Raw genomic sequence first — 18,043 nt, 5'->3', positions numbered from 1 at the left:
CGCCCCCCTAGTGTTCGGGGACGCGCCGCCTGATTTTATCGCGTCCGGTTCTGCGCCGGAGGCTCGGATAGGTGCCTTTGCGGTTACTTCGCTTCGGGCTTTTTGCGGCTGAAGCTGCGCTTGATATTGCCGAACACGTCCGGTTTGTATCCATGGCTGCGCATGATCAGATATTGCTGTGTAAAGGTGATCGTGTTGTTGGCAATCCAGTAGATCACCAGACCCGACGCAAACCGTCCCAGCATGAACATGAAGACCCATGGCATCCAAGCGAAAATCTGCGCTTGCACCGGGTCGGTGGGAGCGGGATTGAGCTTTTGCTGCACCCACATCGAGACGCCCAGGAGGATCGGCAGAACGCCCAGCGATACAATGGCGAGGATCGATTCCGGACCGGGGGCCGCAAAAGGCAGCAGGCCAAAGAGGTTCAGGAACGAGCTGGGATCAGGTGCGGAAAGGTCGCGGATCCACCCGAAGAACGGCGCGTGGCGCAATTCAAGTGTGACGAAAATCACCTTGTAGAGCGAAAAGAAGATCGGGATCTGCATCAGGATGGGCAAACAACCTGCCGCCGGATTGACCTTTTCCTTTTTATACAGCGCCATCATCTCTTTTTGCAGCGCGGCCTTATCGTCGCCCGCGTCTTTCTTCAGCTTCTCGAGTTGGGGCTGCAGCTCTTTCATTTTGGCCATCGAGGCGTAGGATTTATAGGCCAGCGGGAAGAGCAGCGCCTTGATCAATAGCGTCAGAGCGATAATCGCGACACCCATGTTGCCCAATACGCCGTTGAGCCAATGCAGCACCGCGAAAATCGGTTTGGTCAGGAAGAAAAACCAACCCCAATCAATGCTATCGAGGAATTTGCTGACGCCGCCCTCGTTTTGGTATTCGCGGATGGTTTCCCATTCCTTCGCGCCGGCAAACAGCTTGATTTCGCTGCTGGAGGAGGCGCCTGCGGCCACCTCGCTACGCGGCAAAATGGCTTGGGTTTGGTAAATGTCCGAAGCTTCGCTGTAGATCGCGGTGGATTTGAACGGTCCACTGGTGGTCGGGATCAGCGATGTCATCCAATAGTGATCGGTAAAGCCGGTCCAGCCGCTTTCGCCGACCTGTGTGACCTTGTTGAACACGCCGGTGTAATTGCTATCGACGGGGAAATCGGTGAAGTCATCGTAGGAGGCTTCGGTCAAAGTGCCATCAGCCATGGAAACAAGACCTTCATGCAGAATGAAGAATTTCTTCAAATCCGCCGGAACGCCGTGGCGCACCAACATGCCGTAGGGTGCGACCGCGATGCTTTCTCCGCTGGCATTGGTGATGCTTTGCGTCGCCGTGAACATGTAGTCTTCGTCAATCGACAGGGTGATGCGGAATGTCATCGCTTTGGCGTTTTGCCATGCAATTGTGATTGGCGTGGTTTCGGTCAGCGTCTCACCGGTTTCCAGCGTCCACAGGGATTTTCCATTTGGGACGTCCTCGGGGGCAAGGTTTTGTGCCGCGACCCAACCGAAGAAGGCGTAATAGGCCTCCTCTTCGCCGCGGGGGGCGAGCAGAGAGACAATTTCGCTCTCTGGGGCCAGGGTTTCACGATAATCTTTCAGCGCCAGTTCGTCGATATAGCCGCCGAGCAACGAGAGCGAGCCTTTGACGCGAGCGGTTTCAATGGCAATGCGGGGGGCGTTGGCGATGTCTTCCGACGCGGCTGCGGCGGAGGCTGCCGGGGCAGAGTCGGCCGCTGTGGCTACTGCGCCGGAGATCGGGGCTGTGCCGCCATCTGTTTGCGCCGTGATCGTCGCAGGGGCGGTTTCGGGGGCCACTGGTGCCTCGGGGGGCGGAAACAGCACGAACCAAATCAGGATGACGGCAAAACTGAGCGCGGTCGCAAGGATTAGGTTCTTGTTCTGATCGTCCATCTCGGAAGGCTTCCCCGTGCATTTATAAGTCAGGCCGGTTCAACAGAGTGCTGGTGCAAAGGTCAAGAGGATATTGCCCTTTGGGGGGGCAATTCACCCTATTTTGCGAAGAGAATCGGGGATGTCAGGAGGCAGGGGGGTGCAGCAGAGGTTTGCGCCGGATGCGCACGCCGCACCTGCGCATCTTGCGTGTCGGTCGTGGCGATGCCTTGGGCCGCTTGGCACGATGGTTTAGCGCAAGCGGTTCCACACCTTCGGCGTGTCGTCGAGTTTGGCGTTATGCTGGATGATCCATTCGATCGTCTTGTCAAAAGGCATAGGGCGGGCGATGCCAAATCCTTGTACGTGTCCGCATCCGAGTTGCGATAGCATCGCGTGTTCTCCCACGGTTTCGACGCCTTCGGCCAATGTATCAAGGCCGAGGCGTTCGGCCATCGTCAGGATCGCGGCAACCATACGTTGTTGGTCGGGGTCGCGGTCTACCTTCATCACAAAACTGCGGTCGATTTTGATCCGTTCGACGGCAAAGCGGCGGATCGAGGAAATAGAGGCGTGACCGGTCCCGAAATCATCGAGATCAATGCGGCACCCCATCTTGGCCAATCCATTGATATTGCGGGAAATCATATCCTCGGGCGAGGACGCAACCACGGTTTCCAACACTTCGACCGATAGCCGCTCAGGGGGGAGATTAAACCGGTCCAGATCCCAACGGATTTTATCCACCAATTTCGGGTTGCGCAGTTCGTCCCCGGCAAAGTTCACTCCGACATGCGGGACGGCCAATCCGGCGGCATCCCATGCGCGCACTGCGGTCAAGGCGTGGAACAACATCACTTCGCCAAGGCGCTCCAATTGTCCCGATTGTTCGAGCGCGGGCAGGAATTCGGCGGGGGAAATCATACCGCGTTTCGGGTGTTGCCAGCGCGCCAGCGCCTCAAAGCCGGTGACCAGCCCGGTGTCGGTGCTGATCTGGGGTTGGAACCATGGTTGGATTTGCCCGTTTTCCAAGGCCATGGCGACTTCATCCATGAACACGTGACGGGTGGTTTCGGAACGCTTCATTTCGTCGGTATAGGAGCGGATCGCCGAGGGGCTGTGGCGGCTGGCTTCGGCCAAGGCGACAGAGGCGGCGGAAAACAATGCCGCACCGGTGGCGTGCGGGGCGCGCGAAGCAAGGCAAAAGCCAATCGAACACGACACATAAATCGTGGTCGCATCCAGAGAGATCGGTTCTTCAATCGCGGTATGGAGGCGCGCGGCCATCTGAATGGAGACCTCCAGATCAAGATGCGGCACGGGGGCCAATGCGACGCCGAAGCGACTGTCGCCCAATCTGCACACCAGATCGCCGTCACGCAGCACATCCCGCAGCCGGTCCGATGTGCGGTGCAGTATCTCATCGGCTGCGGCTTGTCCGTGACGGTCGAGAATTACAGAGAAATCATCGAGTTCGAGCATGAAGCAAGCGGTTGAACGTGCGGTGCCAATTGAGGCGGTCATCGAGTTTTCCAGCGCCAATTCAAGGCTGTCGCGCAGCGCAAGCCCGGTGACGCTGTCGTGGGAGCGGCCCAAGGAAACCGAACGATCGGGGTCAAACCCACCGACCAATGCGAACAGCATGGGCAAGCCGAGTGACATTATCAACAAGGACATTTCCCCGCCGATCCAAAACGCACCCAGCGCCATTGCCGGCAAAAACGCCAGCAATTGCGGCCCCGATAGCGTGTAGCGGAGTTTCTGCCTGAGTTGTGCGATCCGTTGGCCGGCGCGCTGCGACATGTGCGGTTTCCTTCTGACTTAAGATTCAGACTAAGCGCGGTGTCTCAACTAAGGTTTAACGGATCTTAGGAATTTGACTAAAATCGGCATTTTCTTCGGGGTGACCTCGCGTCAGATTGGCGAAGTCGAACAGGTTCGGGTCCAGAAGGTGCGAAGGGCGTGCATTCATCAGGGCACGAAACATCACTTGGCGGCGGCCGGGCGCATTTTTTTCCCACCCGTCGAGAATTGCTTTAACCTGTTGACGTTGCAGGCCATCCTGGCTGCCGCAAAGGTCGCAAGGGATGATTGGATAGTTCATCGCAGCGGCAAATTTCTCACAATCTGATTCGGCGACATGGGCGAGCGGGCGATACACAAATAGATCGCCCTCTTCATTCAGCAATTTTGGTGGCATTGTCGCAAGACGCCCGCCGTGGAACAGGTTCATGAAAAACGTTTCGAGGATGTCGTCGCGGTGGTGGCCTAATACCACCGCCGAGCAGCCCTCTTCGCGGGCGATGCGGTAAAGATTACCGCGCCGCAGTCGCGAACAGAGTGCACAAAACGTGCGGCCTGCTGGGACTTTATCCATCACGATGCTATAGGTGTCTTGATATTCAATGCGGTGTTCGACGCCCATTTTCTCAAGAAACTCGGGAAGAACCGTCGCGGGAAATCCCGGCTGGCCCTGATCGAGATTGCAGGCGAGGATATCGACCGGTAGCAACCCGCGCCACTTCAGCTCATGTAGAACCGCCAAAAGCGTATAACTGTCCTTACCCCCTGACAGGCACACGAGCCAGCGCGCGCCGCGTTCGATCATGCCGTATTGTTCAATCGCCTCACGGGTATAGCGCACGATGCGTTTGCGCAATTTGCGAAACTCGGTGGTTTTCGGGGCGCTGGCAAACAGCGCATGGATGTCATCGGGTTCATCAAGCATGGTTCGGATTTAGGCCTTTGTGGGACACAGGGCAAGCGGGCTAATGGTGGCGGTGATTGCAGGGGGCGTCGGGTTTATCCGGCACCGGATCGTAACCGCAACAGCCCCAAGGGTTACACCGCACGATGCGTTTGGCCGCCATCCATCCGCCGCGGATCGCCCCATGTTTGGCCAGCGCTTCAAGGGCATAGGCAGAGCAGGTTGGTTGATAGCGGCAATTATACCCGACCCAAGGCGAAAAGATCAGCCGATACGCGCGAACCGGCAGCGACAGCAGATAGGCAAGCGGGCTCATGTCGGCGCTGCGGTTTTGGGTTTCGCCTTGCCGCGCGGGCCACGCGGGCGGTTCGACGCTGGCATGGCGCTACCGTCATGCAGTTTGCGCAGGGCATAGGCCAGATCGCTTTTCAGCGCCTCAAAGGGGCGGGCGGCGGTGGCTTCGGCACGGCCGATCAGCACATAATCCCATCCCGGAAGACCCAAATCAGGCAGCACCAACCGCGCAGCTTCGCGCAAGCGGCGTTTGGCACGATTGCGGGCCACAGCATTGCCAACCTTTTTGGAGCAGGTGAATCCGACACGGATCGCGTCGCCGCCCGGTTCGTTTGGGGCACGTTTGCGCCCCTGCACCATCATTGCGCCGGTGCCTTGTCTGCGTGCGCGGGCCGCCGTCAGAAAATCGGCACGTTTGCGAAGGGTCAGGATTTTATCCATCGAAGGCACCCTAGGCTGCATGCGCAGGCAAACGGAAACCGCCGGAGGCGATTCCCGCCGGCTGGCAATGCTGCCATCCTTTGGGGCCTCCGGCGGTATCATTTCGTAAATCGCCTCGTAAAATGCGAGGGGCGCTTATGCGCTCAACGATTTGCGGCCACGGGCGCGGCGTGCATTCAAAATCTTGCGGCCGGCTTTGGTGGCCATGCGCGAACGGAAACCGTGGCGGCGTTTGCGAACCAGGTTCGAGGGTTGATAGGTGCGTTTCATCGCTCCGTCTCCATCTGTCTAGGCGGGGAACGCACGAGATTCGCACGCTCTTGGTCATTCGAAGCCCGTGCTATAGGGGGGGTTCACAGATAAGTCAAACCCCAGCGTTGGGAATGGGCCGAATTTTGCAGGTTTTTTGCATAGGCCGCGCGATTTGCCAAGGCCTGTAGGGTTTGCCGTGCCGAGGCATAGCTGTGTGGTGATGCATACCGCAGCGCCGGGGCAGGCGGCCCAAATGTTACAGGGTCGGTCGCCGCGTCTTACCTGTTTGAACGGGGATGTCACGGGCGATCAAGCGCGCGTGAGATGCGGTGAAATACTTTGGCAATCGGCGGGGGGGAGGGCATTTTGCAACGATGGCCGCAAAAGGAATGCCCAATGAGCGTTGAAACAAAAAAACCGTCCGCCCCGAAATCTGCGGGGCGCCGGGCGTTGCCGCTGATCGGGATCGCGGTGATCGCCGGTGTCGGAGCCGTGGTTTTGCGCGATGCGCTCAGCTTCGATGCGCTGGCGCAAAATCGCGAGACATTGGAGGCGTTCCGCGATTCGCATTATCCGGCGACGGTGCTGGCCTTTCTCGCCGCTTATATTGTTATCGTGGCGTTTTCCTTGCCGGGGGCGACGATCGCGACGCTGACCGGCGGCTTCTTGTTCGGTATCTTTCCCGGCACGCTTTATAATGTTGCGGCGGCGACCATGGGGGCGGTGGTGATATTTCTCGCGGCGCGTTGGGGGCTCGGTGCGCAATTGTCGGCTAAGATGGAGGCTGGCGATGGATTGGTCCGCCGGATCAAAACCGGCATCGATGAAAACCAATGGTCGATGTTGTTTCTCATCCGCCTGATCCCGGCCGTGCCGTTTTTTGTCGCCAATCTGGTTCCCGCCTTGGTTGGCGTGCCGCTGCGGCGGTTCGTGATCTCCACTTTTATCGGCATTATTCCAGGGGGGCTGGTGTACACGTCTGTCGGCGCGGGATTGGGCGAGATTTTCGCACGGGGTGAAAAACCCGACCTGGGCATTATCTTTGAGCCACAGATACTATTGCCGATCCTCGGGCTTTGCGCCTTGGCGGCGCTTCCAATCGTTATAAAGGCCCTGCGCGGCCGGAAAGGGATCTGAGATGAAGCGGATCAAATGTGACCTTCTGGTGATTGGTGCGGGATCGGGTGGATTGTCCGTGGCCGCCGGCGCGGTGCAAATGGGGGCTAAAGTCGTGCTTTTGGAAGGCCATAAGATGGGGGGCGACTGCCTGAACTATGGGTGTGTGCCGTCCAAAGCTTTGCTGGCGGCGGGTAAGGCCGCCTATGCGATGGCGTCCGGCGGCCCGTTTGGCGTCTCGCCGGTTGTTCCTGATGTGAGCTATAGCGCCGCCAAAGATCATGTGGCGGGGGTAATCGAGACCATCGCGCCGGTGGATAGCCAAGAACGGTTCGAAGGTCTTGGCGTGCAGGTGATCCGCGAATTTGGCCGCTTTGTCTCCGCGCGTGAGGTCGAGGCGGGCGGACAGCGGATCAAAGCGCGGCGCATCGTGGTGGCCACCGGATCTTCGCCTTTGGTGCCGCCGATCGACGGGCTGGTTGATGTGCCCTATCTGACCAATGAGACGCTGTTCGATCTGCGCGAGCAACCCGAGCATTTGCTGATTATCGGTGGCGGGCCGATTGGCATGGAGATGGCGCAAGCGCACCGGCGTTTGGGCTCCAAAGTCACGGTGATCGAAGGGGGTAAGGCCCTGCCCAAGGATGATCCCGAAATGGCGGGCATCGTTTTGGAGAGGCTGCGTGAAGAAGGCATCGAGATTGCCGAGGGCGCAATGGCGGCCAATATTACCGGAACAGCGGGACATATCACCGTTACCGCCAAGGACGGGCGCGCCTTTACCGGCTCGCATCTTTTGTTGGCGGTTGGGCGCAAGGCCAATGTTGAAAAGTTGGACCTTGAAAAAGCCGGAATCGAGCGCAGCAAAACTGGCATCAAGGTTGATGACCGTTTGCGCACCTCGAATCGCCGCGTCTATGCGATTGGCGATGTGGCGGGCGGGCTGCAGTTCACCCATGTCGCGGGCTATCACGCGGGGATTATCATCCGGTCGGCTTTGTTTGGTTTGCCGGCCAAAGCCCCGACCGCGCATATTCCTTGGGCCACCTATACCGAACCCGAGCTGGCGCAGGTTGGCATGACCGAGGCCGAGGCCAAAGAGGCGCATGGCGACGCCTTGGAAGTGGTGCGCTTTGATTATGCCCACAACGACCGCGCGATTGCCGAACGCAAAACCACGGGCCGGATCAAGTTGATGGTGGTCAAAGGCCGCCCCGTCGGCGTGTCTATCGCAGGACACCAAGCGGGGGAATTGATCGCGCTCTGGTCCATGGCCATCGCCAATAAAATGAAGCTGTCGGCAGTGGCGGGCATGGTCGCGCCCTATCCGACGATAGCCGAGGTGAATAAACGCGCCGCCGGGGCCTATTTCTCGCCGCGCCTCTTTGATAGCACTTTGGTGAAACGCGCCGTATGGTTGGTGCAACGCTTGGTGCCCTGAGGCGCGCGGGCGATGACGGAGTGCGCATGCTGAACACCTTATCGGGCCGTTTCCTGATCTTGACCACCATCTTTGTGATGCTGGCCGAGGTGTTGATTTTTGTGCCTTCGATTGCGCGGTTTCGTGAAGATTATCTATTGCTCCGGTTGGAGCGGGCGCAGATCGCCTCTCTGGCTTTGTTGGCCGATGATATGATTTCCGAAGACCTTGAAGAGGAACTCTTGCGCAACGCAGAGGTGTTCAACGTGGTGCTGCGGCGTGATGAGGCGCGGCAATTGGCGCTGTCTTCGCCTTTGCCGCAACCGATTGATGCGACCTTTGATTTGCGCGGCGCGGGGCCGTTTGTGTTGATCCGCGATGCGATGGCCCGATTGTTTGACCCGGAACCGCGCGTGATCCGGCTGATCGGGTATCCGACCAATGCGGCGGGGGTTTTGATCGAGGTCACGATGGAGACCGCGCCGCTGCGCACGGCGATGATTGATTATGGGTTGCGGATTTTGGCCTTGTCGGCCGTGATCTCGGTTTTCACAGCCGTCTTGTTGTTTTTGGCGGTGCGGGCATTCTTGGTCAAACCGATCAAACGCTTGGTGGGGGATATGCAAGCCTATGCCGCCGCGCCCGAGGATGCGCGTAATATCCATGCGCCGCGCGCCGGTGTGGTGGAATTGCGCGAGGCCGAAGAAGCCCTGTCGATGATGCAAACCGAGCTGACCGGCGCGCTTAAGCAAAAAGAGCGTTTGGCTTTGCTCGGCTCCGCTGTTGCCAAGATCAGCCATGATTTGCGCAATATTCTGACGTCGGCGCAATTGTTTACTGACCGGATCGAGATGAGCGAAGATCCCGCCGTCAAACGGATGGCGCCGAAATTGGTTGGCTCGATCACCCGCGCGGTGAACCTGTGCGAAAGCACGTTGACCTTTGGCCGTGCCGAGGAACCCGCGCCGAACATTGTCAGTGTCAAACTTTGGGATCTTGTCGATGATGTTTTCGAGGCCGAGCGTCTGGCCGTGGGTGATGCCGAGGTCAGTTTTGCCGAGGATGTGCCCGCGTCATTGACGTTGCGAGCCGATGCCGAACAGCTGCATCGTGTGATCTCAAACCTGGTGCGCAACGCACGCCAAGCCATCGTCGCAACCGGTCAGGCAGGTGAGATTGCAGTGCGCGCATCCGAGCGGGACGGGCAATGGATCATTGATGTCTCCGATACCGGTCCCGGTCTGCCCCCCAAGGCCCGCGAGCACCTGTTCACGGCGTTTCAGGGCGGTGCCCGCAAGGGCGGCGCGGGCTTGGGCTTGGTGATTTCTGCCGAACTTATTCGCGGCCATGGCGGACGGCTTGATCTGCTGGACACCGGCGCAGAGGGGACCACCTTTCGCATTTGCCTTCCGATGGAGGGTGTGGCGGACGCGTCTGCATTAGATTGATCGGGCGCTTTTAGGTGGCGTGACGGGCGGAATGCGGGCTTTGGTGTGTCCTGCGATTTTGCAAGAACAGCCGTCAAAAGATCCCTGCGCGGGGCAGCGCAGGCAGAGCGCCGCCTTCAAATTCTCTCCCTTTCATGGCCCCAATGCAGCCATGTTGTTCGGCGATCGTGCTGCCAGCAGCCGTGGGGTTGTCATGGGGCAGCTATGGTCCGGCGTGGCTGGTGTTGCCGAGTCTTCCACGTTTGTGATCGGATTGTGAATGGATGCGAGGTAGATATGTCTTTTGTTATTAAGCTGTTAGGGGCGGTTATGTTCCGTATCCTGACACGATTGATGATGGGGCTATTGATGCTTGGCGCATTGTCATTCGGATTGCGCTATGTGCCAGGAATGCAAGAGAAGATCCCCGATATAGGCGCGGTTCTGGCGCAATATCGCGTGATGCTGAGCGATCCGGGCGCATTGGATTATGGCTACGCCCCCGCAGGGCCGCCGGCCACCAGCCAGGCCGGCGATGCGATGGCGCAGGCACAGGCGTTGTTGTTGGGCTCAGGGGCGGACCGGTCAGAGCGGATGTCCGGGCCTTCGGATATGATACCGACGGTCGGCGGACAGGGTGACGCAATGGCAGGGATCATGAAGATGATTGCTGGGTTTGCCACCGCAATTCCCGCGCAAGGCACAGGCGCACAGCAGCATCCCGCCAAGCCCCTCCCGGCGGTGGATTCCGGAGGGGTGTCCCAATTGTTAACTTCGGAGGGCCGCCAGACAATGACACCTGCAAAACCGCAGGTCGCGTTGACCGAATTGCAAAAGCTGCGGATGCGGAATTTTGCCGCGCAGGGTTTGGGCGATACCGTTCCCGCCAAGCCCGCGCATAGGATGAAGACCGTTACGCCGGCCCGCTGAGGCGCAACGCCGCTGCCCGATAGCACGCGCCGGATGCCTGTGAAATCAGGAGGCGGATTGTAATCCGGTATATTCTGGGCCGTTTTGTAAAAATAGCCCTTGCAAAGCACCGGAGCGCCGACTACATCACGCCGCAACGGATTGGTAGCTCAGTTGGATAGAGCACTTGACTACGAATCAAGGGGTCGGGGGTTCGAATCCTCCCCAGTCCGCCACTTCTGCCTTTAAGGCGTTGTTTCCCCTGTGAAATTCTCTCATTTTGACGAACCTTTCTTGTTGGGTTCGGCATTTTTTGAACCCGTTTCGTTCTTGCGAAGCTTGGCAAATCCTTGATCTGCCATGAGCCCTCGCCTCGCTTTTCCGGCATAAATTTGGACCATTTGCGGCGAAGCGTGACCAGTCCAAGCCATAATCTCGCGCTCTGATGCGCCTGCCTCCGCCAACCGGGTCGCGCACGCTTTTCTCAGACCGTGAGAGGTGCAGTCTGGCAGGCCTGCATCGTTGCACCACTGGCGCATTGCATTTCCCAATCCGTTAGGGGATCGGGAGCGACCTCCTGCAGTCTCAAGAAACGTTAGTTGCGATGATGATAGTATATTAAGAACTGCTTGGAGGTCGGGGTGAATAGGGATATCGACCACAACTTCGGAAAACCTTTCGGTCTTCTTGCGGCGATACCGAATGCGCCCGTCAGAGACATTTTGCCACCCCAAACGGACAACATCTACTCGAGAGCATGCCGTGTAGAGCATTAGCGTTACTGCGGTGCGCGCGGTTGATCCTATTTCATGGTAGGCAAAAAATGCGGCGAGCTCTCTCTCGGTCCATGTATGAAATCCCTGCGACCCGGTTCGCATTTTCCTAATTGAATTCGTTGGGTTATCCGACCTCCAACCGATTTCGACGCTATGATTGAGCAGCATCCGCAGCATACGAAGGCGATTGTTGCGCGCCGACGGTCGGTCTGTGAGCGGTTCTAACAGTTTAACAACATGTTGGCGTTTCATTTGTGTCACGAGCCTATGCCCATGTTCGTTGCGCAAGCGCTCGATTTCGCGCCGGTATGTCGCCTTAGTGCTATCACTCAACGACACATACTCGGGGCTTTGGTAGTAAGATACCACCAGAGCATTGATCGTGCCTCGCTGAGTGTCTTGGATGCAGATATTTTGGCTTTTATGCCCCCTGATTACCGCTTCATAATTGGCGCGAAACTCCTTCGAGCCGTATTCTCCGTGAATTTCAGCGGAGAAGCCCCGCTTTCGAAACCTGAAACGCCGCTTCTTGTGTCTATCCAAGTATGCGGTAACGCCGGGAAACTCTCGTTTGGCCTTTTGAGACATCAAAGGTCACCCCAACTGTCTTCTTCATCTTGAGACGGGAGTGCGGCAGCGAATGCGTAAAGCTCGGTCACGAGCCAGAGGCGGCGTGTACCTACACAGCGTGGCTGAGGCATTGCACCATGTTGAATGAGTTCAGAAAATTTTCCGGGCGAAAGATTGAGCATTGCAGCGGCGCTCGCTTTGTTTACGCATATTGCTTGGGTGGCGGGTGAGAGCGATGGATTGGACATAGGAAATTCCAAATATTGTTTTCTTGAGGCGAGAAAAATACCTGAGTAGGAGGTTCTGAGGTGCTCGGTTCAATGCCAAAAACCAAGCACCCCATGGCGTATGACATTGCGGAAAGGAAACCAGTCATACGATCTCGGCAGAGCGAAAGGTTGCTCTGAATACTAGGCGGAAGGGCTCATGAACCAGCCTCGGTGATCGGTGAAGCCGGCACCAAAATCCATTCGGATTTTATACTCGATGCCATCCACTTCAAAACCCTCGCGTGTGAACAACTGAGGGCCTGATACCCCGTCTAGATAAGCGTGCTGAAGGCCATCAGGCGCACCCGGCGCAGCACTCAGATACCAAGAAGTTTGGCTCGTAAGGCGGGGCTCGACCAGAAGTTTAAGCTTCCCGGCGAAGGGATTGGCGTGCGCGACTTCACTTGCCGCGATTTCAGTCAATACCTGTTCCGCAAGTGTTTCGAGTTCCGGTGGAACAACGAGGAAAGTTGGGACAACATTGATGGCTTCACCGGCGATCCCTGTTTGGCGGCGCATCGCAACTCGCGCTACACCCAAACTGGCCACCGACAGTGAAGTTGCGCCTTGGCCGATGTTACCGTGATCAACGTGGAACAGTGTTTTGCCGTCGAACATTTTTGGCCCAGCTCCGCCGTTTTCTTCAAGCAAGCCCGCAAACAGTTTGGCCTCCGTATTTGCAGCGCCTTGACCGAGAATTGGGAACATATTTGAGAAAACATCTAAATCGTCATTGACGATAGCCTGCCGGGTGATGCCAAAAATCTTACCATAAGTTTTCACGGCAAAGGTCGCCGCGCCCTCTTCCACCGTGCCTGATTTGAACTCTCCGTGCTCATCCACCTCTTCAAGGTCAGGCCCCGCTGATACCTTAACCGAGTGCAGAGTCCGGAAGTTTGAAGCCGCTATTTCGCGGCTGGTCTGTTTGATCGCGGACTGGGCAGCTTCATAGGCATTGGAAAGCGACATATTCCCCACATCACGAAGGATGTTCGGGAAATCGCTTGTTGTGTGCAGGGCCATTTCAACGCGAGACGCAACAGAGGCCATCGAAGTGGATTTGCCGTTCTTTCGGAGGCAAATATCGGCGATCTCGGAGAGAGAAGCACCGGCAAACTCGCGCCCCATAGTCGGTTTATGCTCTCGGTTGACGCGCGAATAGATACCGTCAGCGATCTTGCTGCTCAGGCCTTCGCCGCCATCCCAAGACATCCCAACAGAATGTTTTCCATAGTAAACTTCATCGGTCAATCGGCCACAATTTTGGCCGTGCAGACCGGCAAGCTCCTCCATGATGAAGCTACTCGCGGCTTCTGGAGTGACCCCTTCAGTGATCCATCCGTCGAGGCGCGATAGAGCATCTACGCTCTGCGCGAGCGGTTGGGCCGCCAAGTTCGTCAATGCTCGGATTCTCTTCAACTCTTTATGCGGATCAGTGCGATCCGCAGTGCTCATGATCGGCATGAGGCTGGGTGGGAGCGGGTCTTTGATTGCAGGTGCTTCAGTTTCAACGATCAATTGTTTCGCCATGATTGCTTTCTTACAAAAATTATTGACCCAACGGTTTCGAACGGACATTTGGATCAGGTTTAAAGGAGAATGAGCGTATGCTCTGTAGTCAAATTCTGCCGGAGGTAACTGAGCGCCTTCAGTAATGACCGCATCTGCAAAACCCGCAGATACAGCCTCGTCAGGGGTGAACCAGCTTTCAGTCGCCATTATTTGCAGCACCTCAGAAAGTGGCCTGCCCGACCTTTTCGAGTAGATTTGGGCGATTGCCTTGGACATAGTGTCCAAGTTTTCAGCGACCCTCCGGTGCTCTTGACTTGTGCCGCGATAGTTCGTGATATCCTGCGAAGGATCGTGGATCATGAGAACCGACCCAGCTGACATTTCGATCCGGTCGCCTGCCATCATGATAACGGAGGCGGCGCTTGCCGCGATGCCCTGAACGACGACTGTTTTGTGGCCTTCGTAAGAGGACAAAAGCGCATGTATAGCAGAGCCTTCGGAAGCGATCCCGCCGCCAGAGTTTAACCAAAGACGCAAAGGGCCGACGGAAAATTGCAAAGCGTCTGACACCGAGGCAGCATCAAAGTCGATACCCACCACACCTGAAAGTCGAAGCTCAAGGTAGTCGTGATCCAAATGCATTGGAGGCCGCTCGGTGCGCCCGAGTGCTAAACTGGTCATTCGGGTTCCTTCGACCCATCAGGCTGGGGGGTTGGCTCAATATCTAAGAAGTTCAGATCAAACCCGTTCTCCCTTGCCTGAGCTTTGGCCGCTTTATAGGCTAAATCATATGTTACCAGGTTTACTCGGAGCGCCCCAAGGGGCTCGTCCCACATGTTTTCCGCGGTTATTCCATTGATGTCTCTGGGTTTGCGAACTGCGCGAAATGCGTCTTCAAAGGCCTGGCGAATTTCAGGGGGTGTGCCAATGACGGATTTTGTATTCCAGAAAAGCCCTTTCCCGCGCTTGAACTCATATGCGGAAATGATCGCTAAGCATTGATTGCTAGTGCTAGCCAGCCGATCTTGGCGAGCAGTGAGCCAGTCTCGAAGGTTTTTGAAGCCTTCCCGTAATGGAGCAGAAGCCACTTCGGCAGTGATGCCTTGAGAGGCAAGCATTTGGCAAAGCTTGAATGCCATTACGTGCGAGCCATCAAACTTTCTTTGCTTGCCTTCTTCAAAAAAAAGTTCATCCCAAGGCGCAACGCCTCTTGCGATATCATTTCTGATCGCTTCCCGGCTGTGACCACAGGCTTTTGCGAATTCACTTAGCCGAAGCGTCGTTACTGTTTTCATCGTTCTCTCTCCACTAGTGTGTAACTGGATATACACTAATTCCCCCAGACATCAATACTAGTGCGCAATTAATTATACACTTTGTGAATCGCTGACGAGGAGAACAATGTTTCGAGCTGCCAACTGCATTGCTGCTTTTCCGCCGGTGGTGACCTCGCCATCAGGGGCGTGCAGAGCGAGTTCCAAAAGGTTCGCAAGTGTCCTCAAGTTTGTGATGGGTTGTTCTGTGGCGGGCGAGTGTGGTGCATTCATAATCGATGATCCTAATTTGTTGTTCTACACCCTTTAAGGTGATACTGTACAAATTAGCATCAGTTATAGGTGCCTTGTCAACGTAAATTTGGACAAATACACCATGAATGCAGATCAACTTCGAATGGCACGAGCTGCACTCCGATGGTCGGTACGCGATCTCGCGGACAAATCTGGGATTACGGCAAACACGATTTCTCGAATAGAAAATGGCTCTGATACCCGCACCTCAACAATCGAGAGCATAAGGAAGGCTCTTGAAGCTGGCGGTGTTATTTTTGTTCCAGAGAACGGTGCTGGTGTCGGAGTGCGTTTAGCCAAGCCAACTTCAAGTTAGGACTGAGGTACTAGGGATGATGGTTAGTCTTCGAATGAATAGAAGTTGTCTTCTTGCGCCGGGCATTCCTCGCGGAGCATGACCGCGCCTCTTCGGATTGAAGATTCTCCCGTTCCGAAAACCTCGACGGAGTGATCGCAGTGCGTGCAGGTCACGCGCACTCCCGGAACATCATTCCCATGGTCGCCACCGAAATAGCTCTCTTCAACCTCTACTCTTACTTTCATCACCCTAACCTCAATATTGATATGCGCTTCGGATATTGGTTGCTCAAGGGACAACAACAACAACCCAAATCTCAACTTGAAGATTTTTTCTTTTAAGTCAATTGCATGGGGTGCGAATTACTCCCGTGAGGGCCTGCCCTTTGGGAGGACCCATAAACTCAATCTTTGCCGGATGGCTCAACTGCGAAGAGCGCGCGGGGCTGAAATATTGTTCCATGATTGTTTTGAGCAATACAATCACCCTCTCTTGCGAGCTCTCGGCGCGCAACGTTTCAATTGAAACCTACGCTACGCAAAAACTGAGAAACTAAGGCGATAGACCTTGCAGCGGTTGCCTGAATGTAAGTTTTGGAAGGGTTTGGGACAACCGTGTCTTGTCCCGCCTAGTCCCGACCTGTCCCGGTGAGAGTGGAGTGGGACACGGGGGGAGGGACACCCCCCGTAGGGGGGTGCCCCCCTTGTCCCGTTCTACACCCCGCCAATTTTACCAAGTCTCAGTCACTTGAAGCTGATCGGATTTGTCGGCTGAATTGTTTCTGAGTTTGGGCAACCGGTCGATGTTAGGGCAACCCGTGGAATACGGTCCGGAAATCAAAATTGTGGGTAAGTGAGGTGCCTGCGATCTGGGGTCGCGCCACACAGCGAATTTGGGAGGGGGTAGAGGGGCGGTGAGCTTAGCTCCGCACACCACGGCATCAGCGTGGACTCTCAAGGCTGAGCGCGCCAAATTAGCAACCCACTTCATAGCGGCATCGTTGCGTGGAGAAAACGAACCAAAGATGCGAGAGGTAGACCTTTCGCCTATCGCGATGGCAATTTTTCACCTTTGCAGCGGGCGAAACCGCTGCAATCCTATCCATTGCAAACTGGTAATGCCGATTGTTACAGTAGTATCTCGACTTGGATCAATTAGGCCCTGAGAATATGAGACAAAAACAAGTGTCTCATTCTGTTGGCGGCGTTCAGACCAAAATTTAGTTAGTGAGAGTAAATGGACCTAGAAAACAGTTGCGACGATGTTTGGGTCAAGGACCAATTAGGGTTCGCCGAGTATGGTCAAACCTTCACCAATATTGTGAAATCAATAGACACTTCAAAAGTGATATCTATCGAGGCGGGTTTTGGTAAAGGCAAAACCTTCTTCCGTAAGGCGTGGGCACAGCAACTTCGGCAGAGCGGCGAACTTGTAATTGAGATTGATGCTCAGCAATCAGACTACTCTGGCGATCCCATGATAACCTTCATGGCCGCGCTCATAGCTGCCACCCCTGTGTCAGGCAAACCGCTGTCTCAGGCGATCAAGAATAAAACCTTGAAAATTGCAGGGGTCGCATCGAAGGCAATAGTGCGCGCAGTGCTACGTTCGGGGGCCGAGGAAGTCATTGAGCTGGTTTCGGAGCGGATCAAAGATCAATCACCTGATATAGAAGCGCTAGACAATACAATAGATGAGCTCGAAGCTGGTATGTCAAAAGCGGCGGGCCAGATACTGGCCACTCATCTTGCGGCGGAAAAAGCTAGGCAAGAGGAGTTTCCGGCACAAATTGACCGGCTCAGGGATGCGCTTACCGAAGGAGCCGAATCCAAACGGATTATCATCATCATTGATGAGCTCGACAGATGCCACCCAGAGTATGCGATTTCCTTGCTGGAGGCTATGAAATTGGTCTTCGGGAGGGAGGGGTTTGTCTTCTTCTTGATGGTTAACCCAAACTATTTGGAAAGTGTGGCCCATCATTGAAGTGGTCCTGCTTTTTAGGACAGCTTTGCGGCTCAGCTAAGATGTAATCGGGTTGGTGTCATGCCGCCTTTTGGGTTCGTTCCGTGTCGAAGAATGCGTCGTCTGGGGATCGCTTGTCGAGGGCTGTGTGAGGCCGTTCAGAGTTGTAGAACCCAATCCAGTCTTTAATCACGCGTTTGGCTTGGAACCCATCCTGTAATTCGTGCAAATATACGGCCTCCTGTTTGAGTGACCGCCACAGCCGTTCGATGAAGATGTTATCGAGATAACGACCTCGACCATCCATTGAGATTTTGACATCTCCCTCGGTCAAGGTGGTGATCCAGGCTGCACCCGTGAACTGCGATCCTTGGTCCGTATTCATGACCTCGGGCTTGCCGTATTTAGCGATTGCCTCGTTCAAGGCTTCGACACAAAAACGGGCATCCAGCGTGTTCGAGAGCCGCCACGCCAAGACCTTGCGGGTCGCCCAATCCATGATGGCGACCAGATACAAGAACCCACGCCTCACAGGGATGTAGGTGATGTCACTGCACCAAACGTGGTTCGGCCGCGTGATTGGTAGCTTCCGGAGCAGGTATGGGTAAATCCGGTGCTGTGGGTGCT

General features: G+C 56.0%; 16 protein-coding genes and 1 tRNA gene. 7 read left to right on the top strand and 10 right to left on the bottom strand.

The window, feature by feature from the left end:
- Positions 1-83: 83 nt before the first annotated feature.
- The 6 genes from yidC to rpmH all read right to left on the bottom strand — a co-directional run bounded on the left by yidC (position 84) and on the right by rpmH (position 5,604).
- On the bottom strand, positions 84-1,913 hold the full coding sequence (gene yidC, locus DI396_RS11160) for a membrane protein insertase YidC (protein WP_110796308.1): 1,830 nt from the start codon (positions 1,911-1,913) through the stop codon (positions 84-86).
- A gap of 231 nt (positions 1,914-2,144) precedes the next feature.
- Positions 2,145-3,695, bottom strand: coding sequence for a putative bifunctional diguanylate cyclase/phosphodiesterase (locus tag DI396_RS11155; RefSeq protein WP_110796307.1), 1,551 nt, complete (start codon positions 3,693-3,695; stop codon positions 2,145-2,147).
- A 55-nt stretch (positions 3,696-3,750) separates the two neighbouring features.
- Complete coding sequence (ttcA, locus tag DI396_RS11150) at positions 3,751-4,620, bottom strand: tRNA 2-thiocytidine(32) synthetase TtcA (protein ID WP_110796306.1); 870 nt, start codon at positions 4,618-4,620, stop codon at positions 3,751-3,753.
- A gap of 40 nt (positions 4,621-4,660) precedes the next feature.
- The gene (yidD, locus tag DI396_RS11145; protein WP_110796305.1) at positions 4,661-4,915 is read right to left on the bottom strand and encodes a membrane protein insertion efficiency factor YidD; all 255 of its coding nucleotides are present in this window, start codon (positions 4,913-4,915) and stop codon (positions 4,661-4,663) included.
- Entirely contained in the window at positions 4,912-5,436 is a 525-nt protein-coding gene (rnpA, locus tag DI396_RS11140; protein WP_110796304.1) for a ribonuclease P protein component, read from the bottom strand. Before rnpA ends, yidD begins: the two co-directional genes overlap by 4 nt.
- 33 nt (positions 5,437-5,469) lie before the next feature.
- Positions 5,470-5,604: a 50S ribosomal protein L34 gene (gene rpmH, locus DI396_RS11135; protein ID WP_048599009.1), complete on the bottom strand. Its 135-nt coding sequence runs from the start codon at positions 5,602-5,604 to the stop codon at positions 5,470-5,472.
- Positions 5,605-5,982: 378 nt separating this feature from the next.
- Between rpmH and DI396_RS11130 the strand changes: the two genes are divergently transcribed.
- From DI396_RS11130 to DI396_RS11105, 5 genes are all read left to right on the top strand, one after another.
- The gene (locus DI396_RS11130; RefSeq protein ID WP_110796303.1) at positions 5,983-6,723 is read left to right on the top strand and encodes a TVP38/TMEM64 family protein; all 741 of its coding nucleotides are present in this window, start codon (positions 5,983-5,985) and stop codon (positions 6,721-6,723) included.
- 1 nt (position 6,724) lies between these two features.
- A complete protein-coding gene (locus DI396_RS11125; protein WP_110796302.1) occupies positions 6,725-8,143 on the top strand; it encodes a dihydrolipoyl dehydrogenase family protein in 1,419 nt (472 codons plus the stop codon).
- Positions 8,144-8,169: 26 nt separating this feature from the next.
- A complete protein-coding gene (locus tag DI396_RS11120; RefSeq protein WP_110796458.1) occupies positions 8,170-9,570 on the top strand; it encodes a sensor histidine kinase in 1,401 nt (466 codons plus the stop codon).
- 276 nt (positions 9,571-9,846) lie between these two features.
- Complete coding sequence (locus DI396_RS11110) at positions 9,847-10,479, top strand: hypothetical protein (protein WP_162617215.1); 633 nt, start codon at positions 9,847-9,849, stop codon at positions 10,477-10,479.
- A gap of 138 nt (positions 10,480-10,617) precedes the next feature.
- Positions 10,618-10,694, top strand: a tRNA-Arg gene (locus DI396_RS11105).
- Between the two features lie 39 nt (positions 10,695-10,733).
- On the opposite strand, the gene DI396_RS11100 is transcribed toward DI396_RS11105, so the two are convergent.
- The 3 genes from DI396_RS11100 to DI396_RS11090 all read right to left on the bottom strand — a co-directional run bounded on the left by DI396_RS11100 (position 10,734) and on the right by DI396_RS11090 (position 14,880).
- Positions 10,734-11,822: a tyrosine-type recombinase/integrase gene (locus DI396_RS11100; protein ID WP_110796299.1), complete on the bottom strand. Its 1,089-nt coding sequence runs from the start codon at positions 11,820-11,822 to the stop codon at positions 10,734-10,736.
- A 392-nt stretch (positions 11,823-12,214) separates the two neighbouring features.
- Positions 12,215-14,266 carry a head maturation protease, ClpP-related gene (locus DI396_RS11095; protein ID WP_110796298.1) on the bottom strand — a complete coding sequence of 684 codons (2,052 nt, stop codon included), beginning with the start codon at positions 14,264-14,266 and terminating at the stop codon, positions 12,215-12,217.
- Positions 14,263-14,880: a hypothetical protein gene (locus tag DI396_RS11090; protein WP_162617214.1), complete on the bottom strand. Its 618-nt coding sequence runs from the start codon at positions 14,878-14,880 to the stop codon at positions 14,263-14,265. The genes DI396_RS11095 and DI396_RS11090 overlap by 4 nt, the downstream gene beginning before the upstream one ends.
- Positions 14,881-15,235: 355 nt before the next feature.
- Here DI396_RS11090 and DI396_RS11085 point away from each other — a divergent pair, with 355 nt between their 5' ends.
- Together DI396_RS11085 and DI396_RS11080 are read left to right on the top strand one after the other, a co-directional pair.
- Positions 15,236-15,469, top strand: a complete 234-nt coding sequence (locus DI396_RS11085) for a helix-turn-helix domain-containing protein (protein ID WP_204362842.1) — start codon at positions 15,236-15,238, stop codon at positions 15,467-15,469.
- Between the two features lie 1,218 nt (positions 15,470-16,687).
- Complete coding sequence (locus DI396_RS11080) at positions 16,688-17,437, top strand: KAP family P-loop NTPase fold protein (RefSeq protein ID WP_110796295.1); 750 nt, start codon at positions 16,688-16,690, stop codon at positions 17,435-17,437.
- 58 nt (positions 17,438-17,495) lie between these two features.
- On the opposite strand, the gene DI396_RS11075 is transcribed toward DI396_RS11080, so the two are convergent.
- A partial coding sequence (locus tag DI396_RS11075) for an IS3 family transposase (RefSeq protein ID WP_110796294.1) occupies positions 17,496-18,043 on the bottom strand: 548 nt, incomplete at its 5' end.

Origin of the sequence: Litorivita pollutaquae, assembly GCF_003205515.1 — a bacterium.
Lineage (GTDB): Bacteria > Pseudomonadota > Alphaproteobacteria > Rhodobacterales > Rhodobacteraceae > Litorivita > Litorivita pollutaquae.
The sequence above is the reverse complement of the archived record's forward strand: the minus strand, read 5'-3'. Positions and strand labels throughout refer to the sequence as shown.